The organism is Moraxella pluranimalium, from assembly GCF_002014825.1.
In the GTDB taxonomy this organism is placed as follows: domain Bacteria; phylum Pseudomonadota; class Gammaproteobacteria; order Pseudomonadales; family Moraxellaceae; genus Moraxella; species Moraxella pluranimalium.
Window position 1 is genome coordinate 1 of sequence record NZ_MUYU01000027.1, and the last position, 17475, is coordinate 17475.

Here is a 17475-nt window from a genome sequence, read left to right on the forward strand (position 1 = left end):
TGTTTTGTGATGGGGGGTGGGGGGGTGTAGAGTAAGTTGGAATAAAAAAAAGTGAGCTGGGGCTCACTTTGGTTTGGGGGTTATTGCTTACTTATTCTGAAACCAAGCATTGGCACTGCGTTTGGCGGATTCGATTTCGCTTGATGATAGGTTTAATGCTAATTGGCTAACCTTTGCTTTGGCACGATTACGCACGCTTTCATCTAGCATGCCATCTCGGGTTGATAAATCATACCACTTATAGGCATCAACAAGGCGTTGTTCACGCTCATCAATCATCGCTAGTGCATAGCTTGCACGGTTATCACCCAGATTGGCGGCTCGCTCAAGCCAAGCACGACCGGTTGCCATATTAGCTTTTACGCCTTCACCACGCAGATACATGATGCCAAGATTGAGCTGTGCTGGTGCAATATTTTTCTCGGCGGCTCGTGTGTACCAATAGATGGCTTTGCTTGCATCTTTGGCGACACCTTCACCTTTTTGCAAGCGCTTTGCTAAAAAAAATTGTGCATGATGGTCGCCACGAGACGCTTGATTGGTTAGATTGGCGATATCCATACTTTCAAATCGGACACTGCTATTTGATTGAGCGTATGCCAAAGTTGCGCTACCTAGTAGGCTTGTCAGTAGGATGGCTTTTAAGAATTTCACGACAACTTCCTAAAAATAAATCAAAAAAACTGGGAATGATTAAATGGCTATATTCCCTATATCATAAATCTTAACATTTTTCGCTAAAAAACTCAATTGAGAAACCGTAACAGTAGGTAATTACAGTTTGGTCATTAGCCTTTAGCGATACGATAAATCGCCACATCAGCAAGCAAATTCGGTGCACGCTTCACAAAATGATTCATAATCGATGCAGGGATTTTTGGGCTAGGTTTATCACTGATGGCAACGGCATCTAGGATGCGGATGTTGTTGTCATCGCACAGTCGCTCAAAGTCCTTGAATGTACATAGATGAATGTTGGGCGTGTTATACCATTCGTGTGGCAGGGTTTCACTCATTGGCATGATGCCTTTGATGCCTAGATATACACGGTTTTGCCAATAGGCGAAGTTTGGAAAAGTAACGATGCCTTCTTTGGCAACTCGCAACATATCCACGAGTAGTTTGTCGGGGGATTTGACCGCTTGTAAGGCTCGTGCCATCACCACAGTATCAAAGCTTTGGTCGCCAAATCGTGCCAAGCCGTCGTTCAGGTCTTGTTCGATGATATTTAGGCCTTTTGCCACCGCTTCATTGATTTTGGCTTCATCAATCTCAAGCCCGTAGCCACTCACGCCAAGACTGTCTTGTAGGTGTGCTAAGAGCGTACCATCGCCGCAGCCCAAGTCCAGTACTCGTGAATTTGGCTTAATCCATTTTTCAGCAAGTTGATGGTCGATATTGTTCATACTTGCTCCTTAGTTGACTTATGGTTGCTCGGCTTATCGGTTGTATTTTTGCGAAGTGGTGCGCTCAAAAAACCTTTGACCGCTTGGGTATAGCGGGGAATGTCAAACAAAAACGAATCATGCCCATGCGGCGCATCGACATTCAAAAAACTCACCGGCTTTTGATTGGCAATCAATGCATCGACTAGCTCAATTGAGCGTTCGGGCGAGAATCGCCAATCGGTCGTGAATGAAATCACCAAAAACTGACATTCGGTGCGAGCTAGAGCGATTTTTAATGCTTCTTCTTCGCTAAGCTCATCATCGGCATAATCACGAGTTGGGTCAAAATAATCCAGTGCTTTGGTCATGAGCAAATAAGTGTTGGCATCGAAATTTTGGCTAAAGCGTTCACCTTGATAGCGTAAATAGCTTTCGACCTGAAATTCCACATCATAGCCGTACATGAATTTGCCTGATTTTAAATCACGGCCAAATTTGGCTTTCATCGCTTCTTCGGTGATGTAGGTGATGTGCCCAACCATGCGTGCCAAAATCAAGCCACGACGGGGATAAGTGCCATGCTCAAGATACCAGCCATCATGAAAATCAGGGTCGGATAAGATGGATTGGCGTGCCACTTCGTTAAAGGCGATGTTCTGGGCGGACAGCTTTGGCGTGCTTGCGATAATCACGGCTCGTGCCAAGCGGTCGGGATAATCCACCGACCATTGTAGCGCCTGCATTCCGCCCATTGAGCCGCCGATGATGGCGTGCCATTTGTCGATGCCTAAGCGGTCTGAGAGCATGACTTGGGTTTTGACCCAGTCTTTGATGGTGATGAGTGGAAAATCCGCCCCATAAATTTTGCCCGTCTCGGGATTGATGGTCGTTGGGCCTGTCGAGCCATGACACGAGCCGATGTTGTTAAGACACACGACATAAAACTGATTGGTATCAATGGCTTTGTTTGGGCCGATTAGAGCATCCCACCAGCCGGGCTTGGTGTCATCTGCACTGTGGTAGCCTGCTGCATGATGACTGCCAGATAAGGCATGGCAGATTAAGATGGCGTTTGATTTATCGGTATTGAGTGTGCCATAGGTTTCGATGACGAGCTCAAATGATGGCAAAATTCGCTGACATTCTAATAATAAAGGCGTGTCAAAATGCAATGTCTGTGGTGTGACAATGCCAACGGATGATGGGTCAAGGTGTGGTGCAGTAGAATCGGTTGATTGCACAAATTTCCCCTAATTTATTTAAAAATAATTAGTATAAAATTAACAAATTCCTAACGGTAAAATCGCAAAACTTTGGTGATGATATTGTAGAGCGAAATGATGACAATGGCAATGTTTTTGGGAGATTTTATACATCTTTATGTGCCAAAGCTGCAAATTGTTTAAGTGGTTAAAGTCAATCATTAGGCAAATTTAGCGGATTTTTTGGCCAAAAAATGCTACACTAAGCATCATTTTAATTAATCCATTAAGTTATTGTATGATGTCAAAAAAAACAGCCATTTTATTGGTGAATTTGGGCACGCCAGATGAGCCAACGCCATCGGCGGTACGTGCGTATTTGCGAGAGTTTTTGAGCGATACTCGGGTGATTGAAATCCCCAAGCTGATTTGGCAAATTATCCTAAATGCCTTTGTGCTGACCACTCGCCCAAAGCGTGTCGCTCATGCCTATCAAAGCGTGTGGACGGCTGATGGCTCACCACTACTTGCGATTTTAAAAAGTCAGGCAAATGAGCTACAAGCACATCTGTCGCATCAAGGCATCGATACGCCTGTGTATCCTGCGACCACTTATGGCAATCCATCCATCAAAGATACGATGGCGCGCCTAAGTGCCGAAGGTGTTGAGCGGTTTGTGATTTTGCCATTGTATCCGCAGTATTCGGCGACATCGACGGCGGCGGCTTTTGATAAGGTGGCAGAATTTGCGATGGCAAGTCGCAATATGCCTGAGATTCATTTTATCAAAGATTATCACGACCATCCGCTGTATATCGATGCGCTGGTGGCGAGTGTGCGTCGTTTTTGGGATGAGCATGGGCAAGCGGATAAGCTGTTGTTCAGCTTTCATGGTATCCCCAAGCCCTATGCGGACAAGGGCGACCCGTATCCAGAGCAATGTCGCAAAACTGCCGTTTTGGTCGCTGATAAGCTTGGCTTGACTGCCAATCAATGGGCGGTGAGCTTTCAGTCACGCTTTGGGGCGCAAGAGTGGCTCAAGCCCTATACTGATGAGCTGCTAGAGAGCTGGGGTGCGCAAGGGGTGTCGGTGCAAGTGGCAAGCCCTGCGTTTTCGGCGGATTGTCTTGAGACGCTCGAAGAGCTTGCGGTGGAAAATCGGGATAATTTTATGGCAGCAGGAGGTAAGTCCTATGCCTATATCCCTGCGCTTAATACCGATGAATTGCACATACAGATGATGGCGGATATTCTTAAGCGGTATCTATAAGTATTTGATTGTAAGTATTTGATTATGCGAGATTTTTGATGACTTGATTGATTTTTAAAGTTATCAGAAATTTGCAAATCAATGCTAAAAGTATCAACAATAAAAAGTGCCTTAACGAGATGTTAAGGCACTTTCATCATCGATGGATGATTAGTTTAGCAGTTCAAGTGCTTGGTTTAGTGTTGCACTTGGGCGCATGGCCGCTGATGCTTTGGCAAAGTCAGGGCTGTAGTAGCCACCAATATCGGTTGCTACGCCTTGAACTTGGTTTAGTTCTTCAACGATTTTTGCTTCGTTTGCAGTCAGTGCTTCTGCCACTGGCGCAAACTTGGCAGCGATGTCAGCATCTTTGGTTTGCGCTGCCAACGCTTGTGCCCAGTACATCGCTAGATAGAAGTGGCTACCACGGTTGTCAAGCTCACCCACTTTGCGTTTTGGTGATTTGTCTTCAAGTAGTAGTTTCTCGGTGGCGCTGTCTAGTGTCTCGGCTAGGACTTGTGCTTTGGTGTTGCCAGTGGTTTGGGCTAGGTGCTCAAACGATACCGCCAATGCCAAGAACTCGCCTAGGCTGTCCCAACGCAGATGATTCTCTTCGTTGAACTGTTGTACGTGCTTCGGTGCAGAACCGCCCGCGCCTGTTTCGAACATACCGCCACCGTTCATCAGTGGAACAATCGATAGCATCTTGGCAGAAGTGCCCAGCTCTAGGATTGGGAATAGGTCAGTTAGGTAGTCACGCAGTACGTTACCAGTCACAGAGATGGTGTTTTCGCCATTTTTTAGGCGTACCAATGAGAACTTGGTCGCTTCTTCTGGTGATAGGATGCGGATGTCTAGACCGTCGGTGTCAAGCTCGTTTAGATAAACTTTGACTTTGGCAATCAAGCTTGCATCGTGTGGGCGGCGTTCATCTAGCCAGAATACCGCAGGGGTTTCGCTTAGGCGTGCACGATTCACAGCCAGTTTTACCCAGTCTTTGATTGGTGCGTCTTTGGTTTGGCACATACGCCAGATGTCACCTGCTTCGACATCGTGGCTCATCAGTAGCTGACCTGCTTGGTTGAACACTTCAACTTTACCATCAGCTTTGATTTCAAAGGTCTTGTCGTGTGAGCCGTATTCTTCGGCTTTTTGAGCCATCAAGCCGACATTTGGCACGCTACCCATCGTGGTTGGGTCAAAAGCGCCATTTTCACGGCAAAAATCAATCACTGCTTGATATACGCCAGCATAGCTGCTGTCAGGGATAACTGCTTTGGTATCAACAGCTTTACCTTCTTTATCCCACATACGGCCTGAGTTACGAATCATCGCAGGCATTGATGCATCGACGATGATATCGCTTGGTACGTGTAGGTTAGTGATGCCTTTATCACTATCGACCATCGCTAGGCTTGGATTGGCTGCATACGCATCAGCGATGGCTTTTTCGACGCCTGCACGGGTGTCCGCATCTAGCTTATCAAGGTTGGCTAGTAGGTTGCCAAAGCCGTTATTGACATCAACGCCAGCTGCTGCTAGTGCGTCGCCATATTGCTCAAACACAGGGGCAAAGAATGCCTTGACCGCATGACCAAAGATGATTGGGTCAGAGACTTTCATCATGGTCGCTTTCATGTGCAGTGAGAATAGCACGCCTTGCTCTTTGGCATCTTTGATTTGTTCTTCTAGGAATGACACTAGGGCTTTTTTGCTCATGACGGTTGCGTCAATGATTTCACCTGCTTTTAGAGCAACTGGCTTACGCAGTTCAGTTTTATTGCCTGCAGTGTCAGTAAAGATGATAGAAACAGTGTCCGCGTTTTCAGTGGTATAAGATTGCTCATTGTGGAAAAAGTCACCATGTGTCATGGTTGCTACATGCGACTTAGAATCTTTGCCCCAAGCGCCCATGCTGTGTGGGTATTTTTTGGCGAAGTTTTTCACGGCATTTGGTGCGCGGCGGTCTGAGTTACCTTCACGCAGCACAGGGTTTACCGCTGAGCCTTTGATTTTGTCATAGCGAGACTGAATGTCTTTTTCTTCGTCGGTTTGTGGGTTGGTTGGATAGTCAGGCAGTGCATAGCCACGAGCTTGTAGCTCTTTGATGGCAGCTAGCAGCTGTGGTACTGATGCTGAGATGTTTGGTAGTTTGATGATGTTCGCTTCAGGCTTGGTCACTAGTACTGCAAGCTCGGCTAAGGCATCAGGAATACGCTGTTCTTCGGTCAGATATTCTGGAAAAGTGGCTAGGATACGGCCGGCAAGTGAGATGTCACTGGTTACAAATTCGATGTCGGCAGTTTTGCCAAAGGCTTGGATAATTGGTAGAAGTGAATAGGTGGCAAGTGCTGGGGCTTCGTCAGTGTGAGTATAGACGATAGTAGATTTGCTCATACAAGCTCCTTTGTCTGGTTGGTTTCATTATAACTAAAGGTAAACTGGCTTATTATGCCATACTTTCCGTGTTTTGCATACTTGCAAAGCGATGGCGAAGTGGCATTTATCACAAAAATTCATCAAAGCATTAGAATATTCGAATATTAATGATACAACGGATGATTGTACTGTATAAAATTCGTACATTTTTCATGCAATCATTTACTGCGCTCAAAAAAGCGGTGCGTCCGTTGGTGTTAAGTTGTTTGGTTGCCAAGCAAGACGTACTGCGACTTTGATATTCAAAACGATTAAAAATGGTACATTTGTTCTTAAAAAACTGCCATCGCATGGCAACTGTACTATGTTTTTTGGCTAAAAACAAGCGTTTACTGTTCGATTGACTAGCAATTTTTATGATGATTTTTGGTTTTTCATTTATTTTTGAAATGATTGCGTATTCTGTGGCTTATCTGTATCCCCAATCAAATTATGCTATAATAAAAAGCAATGATTTTTTGATAAATTTGACCAACAATGAAAATTTTAGGCCTAGAAACTTCCTGTGATGAAACAGGGCTTGCCATTTATGATGATACGCTCAACGACGGCAAAGGCGGTGTGCTTGCCCAAGTGCTGTACTCGCAAATTGAGCTACACGCCACTTATGGCGGTGTCGTGCCCGAGCTTGCCAGTCGTGACCATATCCGTAAGCTTGTCCCGCTGTTTCATGAATTATTAAATAAAGCAAATATTAATAAATCAGACATCGATGCCGTCGCCTATACCAAAGGGCCGGGACTAATTGGGGCATTGATGACCGGTGCGCTGTTTGGGCGGACGCTGGCCTTTGGGCTGGGTGTACCGGCCATTGGCGTGCATCATATGGAAGGACATTTGCTTGCGCCTGTGATGACGGGTGATGGCGTGGAGTTTCCTTTTGTGTGCTTGCTGGTGTCAGGTGGTCATACCATGCTTGTGCGAGCCGATGGCGTGGGGCAATACACCGTGCTTGGCGAGTCGATTGATGATGCGGCCGGTGAGTGCTTTGATAAAGCTGCCAAGATGCTCAACTTACCGTATCCGGGCGGCCCAAATGTGGCAAAGCTTGCCGAAACGGGCAATCGCCATGCCTATGAACTGCCACGCCCGATGCTACATAAGGGGCTGGATTTTTCGTTCAGCGGTATGAAAACAGCGGTGCATAATCTCATCAAAGATACGCCAAATGCCGACAGCGACCCTGTGGTGCGAGCGGATATTGCCGCAAGCTTTGAATATGCAGTGGTGGATACGCTAGTCAAAAAATGCGTCAAAGCACTCAAACAAACGGGTCTAAAACGCCTAGTCATCGCAGGTGGTGTATCCGCCAATCGCTCACTGCGCCAAAGCCTAGAGCATGAACTGAACAAAATCCATGCCGTCGTCCACTACGCACCGCCTGAGCTGTGCACCGATAATGGGGCGATGATTGCTTATGCAGGCTACTGCCGTCTAAAAGCAGGGCAGGCCGATGGCTTGTCGGTGGCGTGCGTACCACGATGGGATATGCAGAGCCTAAAAATTGCCTAAGTCTATCATTATTTAATAAATATACATAATCAGCCATGACCACGCCAACAGCCGTCTCACCGCTCACTACCGCTGATTATCAAAAGTGGCACAAAGGGCGACGGCATTATGGCGTGTGGTATATCCCGATTGATGATGATAAGGTGGTGGCATATTGCCAAAGCTTGCGTGATGAGCTTGGTGAGCTGTTTGCGGATAATTATCGCCGTCAGTGGCATATCACGCTGTTTGTCAATGGCTTTTATGTGGATAACCGTCAGTATGATGATGACTTTGATGAGTGTATTTTAACTAATCAAATCAATGATTTGCAAAATTTACAGTTATCCAGATTTCATCTGACGACGCAGAATTTGGGCAGTTTTATCAATTGTGCCTATGTGGGTGTTAAGATGCATCCCGCCTTGATGCAGATTCGCCAACATCTTGGCAATCATCATCAAGAAATCGCACCGCTGACTTATACACCGCATATTACTTTGGGATTGTATCGCCACGCCTTTGATTATGATGCTGTGATAAATCGCTTAAACAGCGTGGCAACGACAGCACTAGATATACCTGTCAATCGCTTGATGTTTGCGACTTTTGATGCGACAGATTTACAAGGTAAACTGTATAATCAGCATGAAATCAGATTAAAATAAAAGGGATATTGCATGATTTATTTTATCTTAGGTGGTGCACGCTCGGGCAAATCCCGCCATGCCGAACAGCTTGCCAAAGACTATGAACAACAAGGCGGGCGCATCATCTATGTGGCAACCGCAGGACGTTTTGATGATGAAATGATACAACGCATTGAACATCATCAAAACCACCGACCAAAGCATTGGCAAACGATAGAAGAGCAATATGATTTAGCCAAAATTTTCGCTCAATATAACGATGAGCAAAGTGTGATTTTGGTGGATTGCTTGACGCTGTGGCTGTCAAATTTATTATGCCAAGATGATGGTCGATTTCAAATACATAAAAACGAATTTTTAAACGAGCTTCAAAAAACCCGCGCCACAGTGATTTTGGTGAGTAATGAAACAGGACTTGGCGTTGTGCCTATGGGTGAACTAACACGGCGATTTGTTGATGAGAGTGGTTGGTTACATCAAACCATCGCTCAAATGGCAGATAAAGTGGTGTTTTGTGTGGCGGGGTTGCCGATGGTGTTGAAACCTTCAACAAATCCATTAACCTAAAAAATTATGATTTGACAAAGACTTACAAGGAGTGGCTATGTGGTATTTAAACCCTATTAAACCAATCAACCAAACCGCACGCAACGGGGCTTACGACCGTCAAAACCAATTAACCAAGCCAACAGGGGCATTGGGGCAAATGGAAGAGGCGGTGACCCAATTAGCAGGTATGCAAGGCAAGGTGTGTCCAACAGCAAAACAGCTTTATATTTGTACCTTTGCAGGCGATCACGGTATCGCTAATGCTGGAGTATCTGCCTATCCACAGGCGGTAACTCGGCAAATGCTTTATAATTTTGCGACAGGCGGTGCGTGTATTAGTGTGATGGCACGCCATTATGGTGCGATAAGTCAAGTGATTGATTGTGGTTCGGTAGGAGAGCCTTATGCGGTGGACGGTGTGGAACAATTTCACATTGCTCCACAGACTCAAAACTTTTTGGATGGGCCCGCCATGAGTGCCGAACAATGCCAAAAAGCCCTAGAAATTGGTAAATATAGCGTTGAAAAAGCGGTAGAACAGGGGGCAGATATTTATATTGCAGGAGAAATGGGCATTGGTAACACCACAGCAAGTTCGGCTTTAGCAGGATTATTATTAGATGAAAATGCACAAAGTCTAACAGGCTTAGGCACAGGAATTGATGAAAAAACCTTTGTGTATAAAACTCAAGTGATTGAGCAAGCAATTAATAAATATAAAGAAATTTGCCAAAACAATCCAGTACTTGCCCTGCAAAGTGTCGGTGGCTTTGAGATGGCGGCGATGGTTGGAGCTTATTTACGAGCAGGGCAATTAGGATTGCCTGTGATTATTGGCGGATTTATTTCCGCTGTGTGTGCCTTATGTGCAGTACGCATCAATCCTGATGTTCGTCAATATATGTTATTTTCACATACATCTGCTGAATATGGCAATCAAAAAGTATTAAACGCTTTAAATGCCAAACCTTTATTGGATTTAGGTCTTAGACTTGGCGAAGGAACAGGAGCGACAACCGCCTTTGGGGTGATTCAGCTTGCGTGTGTGGTGCATGAACAAATGGCAACGTTTGGGGAAGCGGGCGTGAGCAATCGTGATGAGTGATGGGCAAAGTGAAAGTGGGCTTGTGCTGTCGTTGTTGCGACATGGCGAAACTCGGCTGCTTGCCAAAGGTCATATCCTGCGTGGACAGCTCGATGACCCTTTGACCGATAAGGGGTGTGAGCAGATGACGACGGCTTTTGATAATTATCTACCCATGCATCAGTGGCAAGCCGTCATCTCATCACCGCTGTCTCGCTGTGCGGACATCGCCCGCCAAAAATCAGCAGAATATCAGCTGCCACTTTGCATCATGGATGCGCTGGGTGAGATGGATTTTGGGGAGTGGGAAGGGCGAGCGACGGCTGAGTTATTTGAACAATTTCCCGATGAGATGGCGATGTGGTGGCAGACACCGACCCAATTCACACCGCCTGATGGCGAGAGCGTGGATGCGTTTGCAGAGCGGATTGATGATGCGCTTGTCCAGATGGCACAATTTGCCAATACGCACCGCTATGACAGACTGTGTGTCATCACGCATGGCGGGGTGATTAAATATCTATATTGCAAAGCTCAAGGTTTATCGCTTGATGAGATTTTAAAACAACCTGCCGAATTGGGCGAATTTCATACCTTTATCCTGCAAAATAATCGCTTGTTATTGCCATGATTTATCATAAAATCATCATTCCACTGTTAATCGCTGTGCAATTTATGACCACAGTGCCAGTGCGTCTGCCCTATCTGCCTAGCCGAGAGCAAAACGCCTTATCCATGCTGTTTTATCCTGTGATTGGTCTGTTGATTGGTGGGGTATTGTGGCTGATGGCAAGCTTTATTCATCTGCCTATCATGCTCTTATCCTGCCTAATCGTCGTGGCGTGGGTGGGCTTGACGGGCGGGCTGCATTTGGATGGCTTGGCAGATACGGCGGATGCGTGGGTGGGTGGTTTTGGCGACCGTGAGCGAACACTTGCCATCATGAAAGACCCGAACGCAGGGGCGATGGGGGTGATAGCCATTGTGCTGTGCCTGATGCTAAAGTGGGCGAGCGTGTATGGCCTATTGATGCTTGATGATGAGTATGATGTGTCGTTTGTGTGGCTGATGATACCGATGCTTGGGCGACTTGGGGTACTTGTGCTGTTTGCGACTACGCCTTATGTCAGACAGCAAGGGCTTGGTTCTGCCTTACAAGATGTGCCAAAGTTTCTGTTGTGGCTTGTGGTGGTAGGCTTTGGGGTGATGCTGGGCGTGCTATCGTGGCAGTTGGCTGTGGTGATGCTTGGGGTGTGGGTAGTGATGCTATCTTGGCTAAGATGGCGATTCGTTGGGCGACTTGGCGGTATCACAGGTGATACAGTGGGTGCAAGTATTGAAATGGTGGAAGTAGCGATGTTAGTAAGTGTGGTGGCGGTGTTATACGGCGGATGGATGGCGTGATAAGCTGTGATTATTGGCTAAATGCGCTCATCCAATCGTAAACGCTCTTTGTCAAACTTACGCTTTAAGCCGTCATCCAGTGTCAATAGCTCAAGATTGTGCGCCAAAGCGGTGGCAAGCACCAAGCAATCAGGCAGTTTGATTTTGTGGCGTTGTCTTAATTGAATGGTTAATTGAGCGATTCTCGTATCAATTGGCAACTGTACAAAATGACTGGTAATTTGCTCAAGTTGCTTTGCTGTCTCATCATCCACGCCATAAAACCCCACAAATTCCATATAGGTGATTAGGCTGATGGCGCATTCATTCATCAATGCATTGTGTGCGCTAACCAAAGCTAGGCTATTAGCGGTTTGTTTTTGTAGCCCAATCAGCGTACAAGTATCAAGCAAATACTTAATCCCATTCATCGCGCACAGCCTTTTGATATTCTAATGGGTCAATGTTCTTGAATGATGTCAAGGGTTTGGCTTGTGCAAAATATTCAGCCACCGTCATGGACTCGGTGTGCGTACTGACGATTTTGGTAATCCACTCTTCTGCACTGACGCCTTGTTCTTGGGCGCGTGCGATGATGATTTGTTCAATATTTGGGGGTAGGTCTAGTATCATGATTTGTCCTTTTTATTGTTATTTGTATTGCTTGTAGTCTAGCATTGAACTTGTTTTTGTTCAATAATTAAGTTTGGCGTGATTTTGCCAATCTTCACGGCTTTTTAATCCCATCAAGCAATCCCAAAAACCCTTTCATATAATCCATCTGACGGTCATCCGTGCGAATGGCTGCATACAGCTGACAATACACGCCACTGCCCAGTGGACGAGAGACCACCCAGCCCTTACGCTCGTATTCTGCCACCACCCAATCAGGCAGGGCTGCCACGCCACGCTCAGATGCCACAAGCTGAATCAGCATCGCAGTCAGCTCTGTGGTGCGGATATGTGCAGGCGTGATGCCTGCTGGGGCAAGGAATTTGGCGATGATATCAAGGCGGCTTTCTTCGACCGGATAAGCAATCAAAGTCTGGTCGCTCAAGGCATCAGCACTGATGGTATCTCGGCTTGCCAAGCGATGCGCAGGCGAGAGCACCAAGCGACTCTCATAAGTGAATAACGGCTGATAGCTAATCCCATCAATCGGCAAATCACTGGCAGTAATCAACAAATCAATCTCATTATCCATCAGCATCTGGTGCGGTTCAGGCTCAAAACCGGTCGCAAAATCAAGCTCCACATCGCTGTACTGCTTACGATACACATTCAAAATCGGCATCAACCAATCAAAACAGCTATGGCATTCGCTCGCCAAACGCAGTCGTCCTGCCTGACCGTGAGCAAGCCTGCGGATGTCGGATTTGGTGCGTGCCACCTGCGGTAGGATATTATCCGCCAGCTGCAGCATCAACAGCCCTGCAGGTGTGAAGCTGACGGGGCGTGTGCGACGATTGACAAGGCTAATGTCATAATAGCTTTCAAGCTCTTTAAGCTGATGACTGATGGCGGATGCGGTCAGGTTCATCTCTTCGGCGGTGGTGGCAAGCGAGCCGTGACGCTTGAGTGCGCTAAGCATTTGCAGATGGCGGATTTCGAGCATGGGTATAATTCGCTGAAAATTTGTATAATTATAGCACAACTTGCCATAGAATGAATAATTTTCAGTATAACTATAATACAATGAGATTTATTCAACTTTGGATATTTGCCAAGATATCATTGCAAAATGGCTTAAATTATGATGAAATTTGGCTGATTGACTGATGATAAGGATAGAAAAATGAAACAGTGGTTATTGTGCCTAAGTTTGGGGTTGTCGATGTCTGCGATGGCGATGACGGACGACGGTCAGCAATGCGAGTTTTTGGTAGAAGGGGGTAATCCAATCACTGATACGCATTTGGGCTTTGCTGATGGCGTAGTTTCTCTTGAAGGCTGCGAAGAAGGATTGTTTGTATTTTCTGATACCACATCACCACAGCGACAAGTTGGCTTTGTGGATAAATTTGGCAATAAGGTGATTGAGCCAAGCCCTGACATTGCCTTTGCAAGGCCGTTCCGTGATGGTGTCGCGATTGTTGGCTCGCCTGATGGTAAATTTGGTTTAATTAATTCCAAAGGCAAATGGGTGCTAAAGCCCACTTATGACAGCATTTTTGAGTTTAATCATGGGGTTGCCATCGCAATGAATAAACATGGCGATGACTTTGACCATGCACTGATTGATACGATGGGGCGTGAGGTCATTGCCATGCAGTCTGCTACCATTGTGGAGTTTGGCGAAGAGCCAATCGAGCGGTACAAGGTGTTTGGTGTGGGTCAAGATGGCAAAGAGCAGTCGGCATTGTATCATAAAGATGGCACGGTGCTCATCCTGATGGATAGGCACAGCATATCTTATGATGACCAAACGGGTATTGTTACCGTTTGTCATGAACAGCAGGGCTGTCGTTATATGGATAAACAGCTAAACAAGCTCAATCAAAGCACCTATGATGCTGACAGCCCTTTTGATGTCTTGGCGTCTGGTGATGATTTTGTGATGATTAAGAAAAAAGGTTATTACGGCTATCTTAACGCTCAAGGCAAAGAAGTGATTGCGCCAGTGTATGATGATGCCACAAGATTTTCGCACGGTGTGGCGGTTGTGCGGTTAGGTGATGATTATTTTTTGATTAATCAAAACAACCAAAAAGTTTCTAATCATTATACGAACATCACCCAGCTAAAAGACCATGATTTTTATATCGTGCAACAAGATGGCAAATATGGTGTCATCAACCATGCAGGGCGACAGCTTGTGCCAATGACTTATGATAATATCGGCGGTCATTTATTTGCTGATGAATTGATTGAATTTAGCCAAAATGGACAATGGGGGCTAATGAATTTATCTGGTCAAGTGATGATTGCACCGCAATATGAGCAGGTGAATTATTATAAAGATGGCTTGATGGCGGCGGTCAAAAATGGCAAATGGGGCTTTGTGGATAAAGACAATCGCACGGTGATTGATTTTGTCTATGATGACCCGTTGATTGGCGAACAAGATTATTATGAATGGATGTTTGTATATGTCGTCACCGATGGCAAAATCGCCGTAGTCAAAAACGGCAAATGGGGCGTGATAGACACCACAGGCAAAGTTGTCGCTGATTTTATCTATGATGACATTGAGTATATCACCGAGTTGCAAGTGGGTGCAATCAAGGATGGCGAAGAAGTCGTGATACCGCTTATCGATTGATGACCAAAAAATTACCTGCATTACTATGCAGGTAATTTTTTGTTGTGTGTCTGATTATGACGCTACTTCAATCTTTGGCTCAACGACCAAAGCATCAGGGTCACCTGCCACTTGCTCACGCTTGACAAAGAAGAAGAATGCCAAGGTGGTCACCACAGTCGCTGCGATACCTAGATAAACCGATAGTTGATAATCCATACCAAAGCCGATTTTGTTGTACATCAAGAAGGTGAAGCACACACAAGTCATAAATGCCGCAGGGATGGTGCAGACCCAATGGAACTTGCGATAGCGATACAGATAGCCTGCCGCCGTCCATAGCATCACCGCTGCTACGGTTTGGTTTGCCCAGCTAAAATAACGCCATAGGATTTGGAAGTCTACTTTTGACACCATAAAGCCGATGACAAATAGCGGAATGGCAATCCATAGACGCTTAAGTAAGGTGCGTTGTTCCATATTAAAGAATTCAGCGATGATTAGGCGAGCTGCACGAAACGCCGTGTCGCCTGAAGTGATTGGCAATACGACAACGCCAAGCACTGCAAAGATACCACCAATCGCACCCAAATAGTAGATTGAGCTGTCATAGACGACTTTTGATGGCGAGCCTGCCGCGATGGCATCTTGAAGTGATGTCAAATCTGGATAGAACGACATACCGACCGCACACCAAATCAACGCAATGATACCTTCGGCAATCATCGCACCGTAGAAAATGAAGCGGCCTTCAGATTCATTCATCGCACAGCGAGCCATCAGCGGTGTCTGGGTGGCATGGAAACCTGACAATGCACCACAGGTGATGGTCAAGAAAATCAGTGGCCAGATTGGTAGATCGCCTTTAGGTTGTAGATTGGTGAAGAATTTGTCAACATCCAAGCCGCCAACAGACCCAAAGAAGCTGATCGGATTTGTGGTGCTTAGATGGCTTGATACCAAACCATACATCATGCCGATTGACATGAATAGCAATAGACCGCCAAAGAATGGATAAACTCGGCCGATAATCTTATCAATTGGTAGCAAGGTTGCGATGATGTAGTAGATAAAAATAATTGCCGTCCAAGCGATAAGCACGGTTTCTTTGGTCATGCCAAATACAGTTGCGCTATCAGCTGTAGCAGTGGCGGCAGCAGAGATATCTTCGGCATTATTCAAAGAAATTGCACCATTGGCAGTCGTGCCAAAGACATCCATCGTGATGGTGCTCATCAGCTGGGCAGGACTTGCCACAAATACCACACCGACAAGCAGTAGCAACACAACTGCCAGCACATTGATGAATGCCTTAACAGGCGCGCCTAAGTACTTGCCTGTCAAATATGGCATCGATGCACCACCATTACGCACCGAGAGCATGCCGCACATATAGTCATGTACCGCACCGGCAAAGATACAGCCAATGACAATCCACAGCATCGCCACAGGACCGTACAAAGCGCCTAGGATTGGACCGAAAATTGGGCCAGTGCCTGCAATGTTGAGTAATTGGATGAGCCAAATTTTCTTTTTGGACATTGGCACATAGTCCACGCCATCAGCCATCGTGTAGGCAGGCGTGTTTTTGTTGGGATTGATGACAAAGATGCGTTCAATCACCTTGCCATAAATCACATAGCCGACCAGTAGTACGGCGATACAAAAAAAGAACCATAACATAAATAAGTCTTCCTAACTTTGGCAAGGGAATCTTGCCTAGATATAAACCTGCCATAAATAGCAGATAAATCATAACGCAATTGCTATCACGTTACGCCATACCATACTGAATTATCGCTTGCTTGTAAAGTTATTTTGCAAGAATCAGTAGTCGTTATGCGAATTTTGTATAATGACGGGAAAATGGATGCTTTAGAAAATATTGAGTGTGTATTGGTAATAAAAAATTACTCAATTTCTTTGGCTTTTCTGATAGGATATGCACAATTTTTCAGCAATTTATTTTGAGCGTCTTTATGGACATAGTGTTACAACTGATTGATTTTATCCTGCATATCGATTTGCATTTGGCGGAGTTTTTCCAAAATTACGGTATGTGGATTTATGCGATTTTGTTTTTGATTGTCTTTGTTGAGACAGGGCTTGTGGTGATGCCATTTTTGCCGGGCGATAGTATGCTGTTTGCGGCAGGGGCATTGGCGGCGTTTACTGGTGCGCTCAATCCTGCGCTATTGATTGGGCTGTTGTTCCTTGCGGCAGTGCTTGGCGATACGCTTAATTATCATATCGGCAAATACATCGGCCCAAAGGTATTTGAAATTGATTCTAAGTGGATTAATAAACAGCACTTGATTAATACGCAGAAGTTTTTTGCCAAGCATGGTGGCAAGACGATTATTTTGGCACGATTTTTGCCATTTGCACGTACCTTTGCGCCCTTTGTGGCAGGTGCAGGCAGTATGAATTATAAGTATTTTATTAGCTATAATATCATCGGCGGCTTTTGTTGGGTGGCGTCGTTTACATTGCTTGGCTACTTTTTTGGCAATCAGCCGGTGATTAAAGAGAATTTTACCTATGTGATTTTTGGGATTATTATCTTTAGTGTATTGCCGATAGTGATTGGCTTTGTGCGTGAGAAGTTGAAAAAGTCTTGATAATCAACTGCTTGTTGATAAAACTTTCAAAACCCTGTCTAGATGAACCGACCCCCAATTCTTAGACACTAAGATTAACGGTTAAGGTTTGATCAAGGACTGAGTTCTGTATTGTACAGGACTCAGTCCTTTTAATTTGCTCTTTATTCTATCATGATTGTTGTAGTGGTACACTAAT

The 17475-nt window shown here is 45.6% G+C and carries 18 protein-coding genes; 9 read left to right on the top strand and 9 right to left on the bottom strand.

What is annotated here, in order from left to right:
* Window positions 1-87: 87 nt before the first annotated feature.
* The 3 genes from B0680_RS09360 to metX form a co-directional block, all read right to left on the bottom strand.
* The gene (locus B0680_RS09360) at window positions 88-654 is read right to left on the bottom strand and encodes a tetratricopeptide repeat protein (protein ID WP_078254835.1); all 567 of its coding nucleotides are present in this window, start codon (window positions 652-654) and stop codon (window positions 88-90) included.
* Window positions 655-788: 134 nt separating this feature from the next.
* Entirely contained in the window at window positions 789-1406 is a 618-nt protein-coding gene (metW, locus tag B0680_RS09365; protein WP_078254836.1) for a methionine biosynthesis protein MetW, read from the bottom strand.
* Window positions 1403-2629: a homoserine O-succinyltransferase MetX gene (gene metX / locus B0680_RS09370; protein ID WP_078254837.1), complete on the bottom strand. Its 1227-nt coding sequence runs from the start codon at window positions 2627-2629 to the stop codon at window positions 1403-1405. The genes metW and metX overlap by 4 nt, the downstream gene beginning before the upstream one ends.
* A 259-nt stretch (window positions 2630-2888) precedes the next feature.
* Here metX and hemH point away from each other — a divergent pair, with 259 nt between their 5' ends.
* Window positions 2889-3860 carry a ferrochelatase gene (gene hemH, locus B0680_RS09375; protein ID WP_078254838.1) on the top strand — a complete coding sequence of 324 codons (972 nt, stop codon included), beginning with the start codon at window positions 2889-2891 and terminating at the stop codon, window positions 3858-3860.
* A 150-nt stretch (window positions 3861-4010) separates the two neighbouring features.
* Here hemH and B0680_RS09380 read toward each other — a convergent pair whose 3' ends face one another.
* On the bottom strand, window positions 4011-6236 hold the full coding sequence (locus B0680_RS09380; RefSeq protein ID WP_078254839.1) for an NADP-dependent isocitrate dehydrogenase: 2226 nt from the start codon (window positions 6234-6236) through the stop codon (window positions 4011-4013).
* Window positions 6237-6755: 519 nt separating this feature from the next.
* Here B0680_RS09380 and tsaD point away from each other — a divergent pair.
* Genes tsaD through B0680_RS09410 form a run of 6 tightly spaced genes read left to right on the top strand, consistent with a single transcriptional unit; the run spans window position 6756 to window position 11456 of the window.
* The gene (gene tsaD, locus B0680_RS09385) at window positions 6756-7790 is read left to right on the top strand and encodes a tRNA (adenosine(37)-N6)-threonylcarbamoyltransferase complex transferase subunit TsaD (RefSeq protein WP_078254840.1); all 1035 of its coding nucleotides are present in this window, start codon (window positions 6756-6758) and stop codon (window positions 7788-7790) included.
* Between the two features lie 35 nt (window positions 7791-7825).
* Entirely contained in the window at window positions 7826-8437 is a 612-nt protein-coding gene (locus tag B0680_RS09390) for a 2'-5' RNA ligase family protein (protein WP_078254841.1), read from the top strand.
* A 12-nt stretch (window positions 8438-8449) separates the two neighbouring features.
* A complete protein-coding gene (cobU, locus tag B0680_RS09395; RefSeq protein ID WP_078254842.1) occupies window positions 8450-8986 on the top strand; it encodes a bifunctional adenosylcobinamide kinase/adenosylcobinamide-phosphate guanylyltransferase in 537 nt (178 codons plus the stop codon).
* A 37-nt stretch (window positions 8987-9023) separates the two neighbouring features.
* The gene (cobT, locus tag B0680_RS09400; protein WP_078254843.1) at window positions 9024-10073 is read left to right on the top strand and encodes a nicotinate-nucleotide--dimethylbenzimidazole phosphoribosyltransferase; all 1050 of its coding nucleotides are present in this window, start codon (window positions 9024-9026) and stop codon (window positions 10071-10073) included.
* Entirely contained in the window at window positions 10066-10683 is a 618-nt protein-coding gene (locus B0680_RS09405) for a histidine phosphatase family protein (protein WP_078254844.1), read from the top strand. Before cobT ends, B0680_RS09405 begins: the two co-directional genes overlap by 8 nt.
* 14 nt (window positions 10684-10697) lie before the next feature.
* Window positions 10698-11456, top strand: coding sequence for an adenosylcobinamide-GDP ribazoletransferase (locus B0680_RS09410; protein WP_078254851.1), 759 nt, complete (start codon window positions 10698-10700; stop codon window positions 11454-11456).
* 17 nt (window positions 11457-11473) lie between these two features.
* On the opposite strand, the gene B0680_RS09415 is transcribed toward B0680_RS09410, so the two are convergent.
* The 3 genes from B0680_RS09415 to B0680_RS09425 form a co-directional block, all read right to left on the bottom strand.
* Window positions 11474-11866 carry a PIN domain-containing protein gene (locus B0680_RS09415; RefSeq protein WP_078254845.1) on the bottom strand — a complete coding sequence of 131 codons (393 nt, stop codon included), beginning with the start codon at window positions 11864-11866 and terminating at the stop codon, window positions 11474-11476.
* Window positions 11853-12068 carry a hypothetical protein gene (locus B0680_RS09420; protein WP_078254846.1) on the bottom strand — a complete coding sequence of 72 codons (216 nt, stop codon included), beginning with the start codon at window positions 12066-12068 and terminating at the stop codon, window positions 11853-11855. Before B0680_RS09420 ends, B0680_RS09415 begins: the two co-directional genes overlap by 14 nt.
* Before the next feature lie 94 nt (window positions 12069-12162).
* On the bottom strand, window positions 12163-13050 hold the full coding sequence (locus B0680_RS09425; protein ID WP_078254847.1) for a LysR family transcriptional regulator: 888 nt from the start codon (window positions 13048-13050) through the stop codon (window positions 12163-12165).
* Window positions 13051-13230: 180 nt separating this feature from the next.
* Here B0680_RS09425 and B0680_RS09430 point away from each other — a divergent pair, with 180 nt between their 5' ends.
* Entirely contained in the window at window positions 13231-14697 is a 1467-nt protein-coding gene (locus B0680_RS09430; RefSeq protein WP_078254848.1) for a WG repeat-containing protein, read from the top strand.
* Window positions 14698-14751: 54 nt separating this feature from the next.
* Here B0680_RS09430 and B0680_RS09435 read toward each other — a convergent pair whose 3' ends face one another.
* Window positions 14752-16359, bottom strand: coding sequence for a carbon starvation CstA family protein (locus B0680_RS09435; protein WP_078254849.1), 1608 nt, complete (start codon window positions 16357-16359; stop codon window positions 14752-14754).
* A 296-nt stretch (window positions 16360-16655) separates the two neighbouring features.
* Between B0680_RS09435 and B0680_RS09440 the strand changes: the two genes are divergently transcribed.
* Window positions 16656-17297, top strand: coding sequence for a DedA family protein (locus tag B0680_RS09440; protein ID WP_078254850.1), 642 nt, complete (start codon window positions 16656-16658; stop codon window positions 17295-17297).
* Window positions 17298-17378: 81 nt separating this feature from the next.
* On the opposite strand, the gene B0680_RS09445 is transcribed toward B0680_RS09440, so the two are convergent.
* On the bottom strand, window positions 17379-17475 hold a 97-nt coding region (locus B0680_RS09445; protein WP_143821412.1), incomplete at its 5' end, for an IS3 family transposase.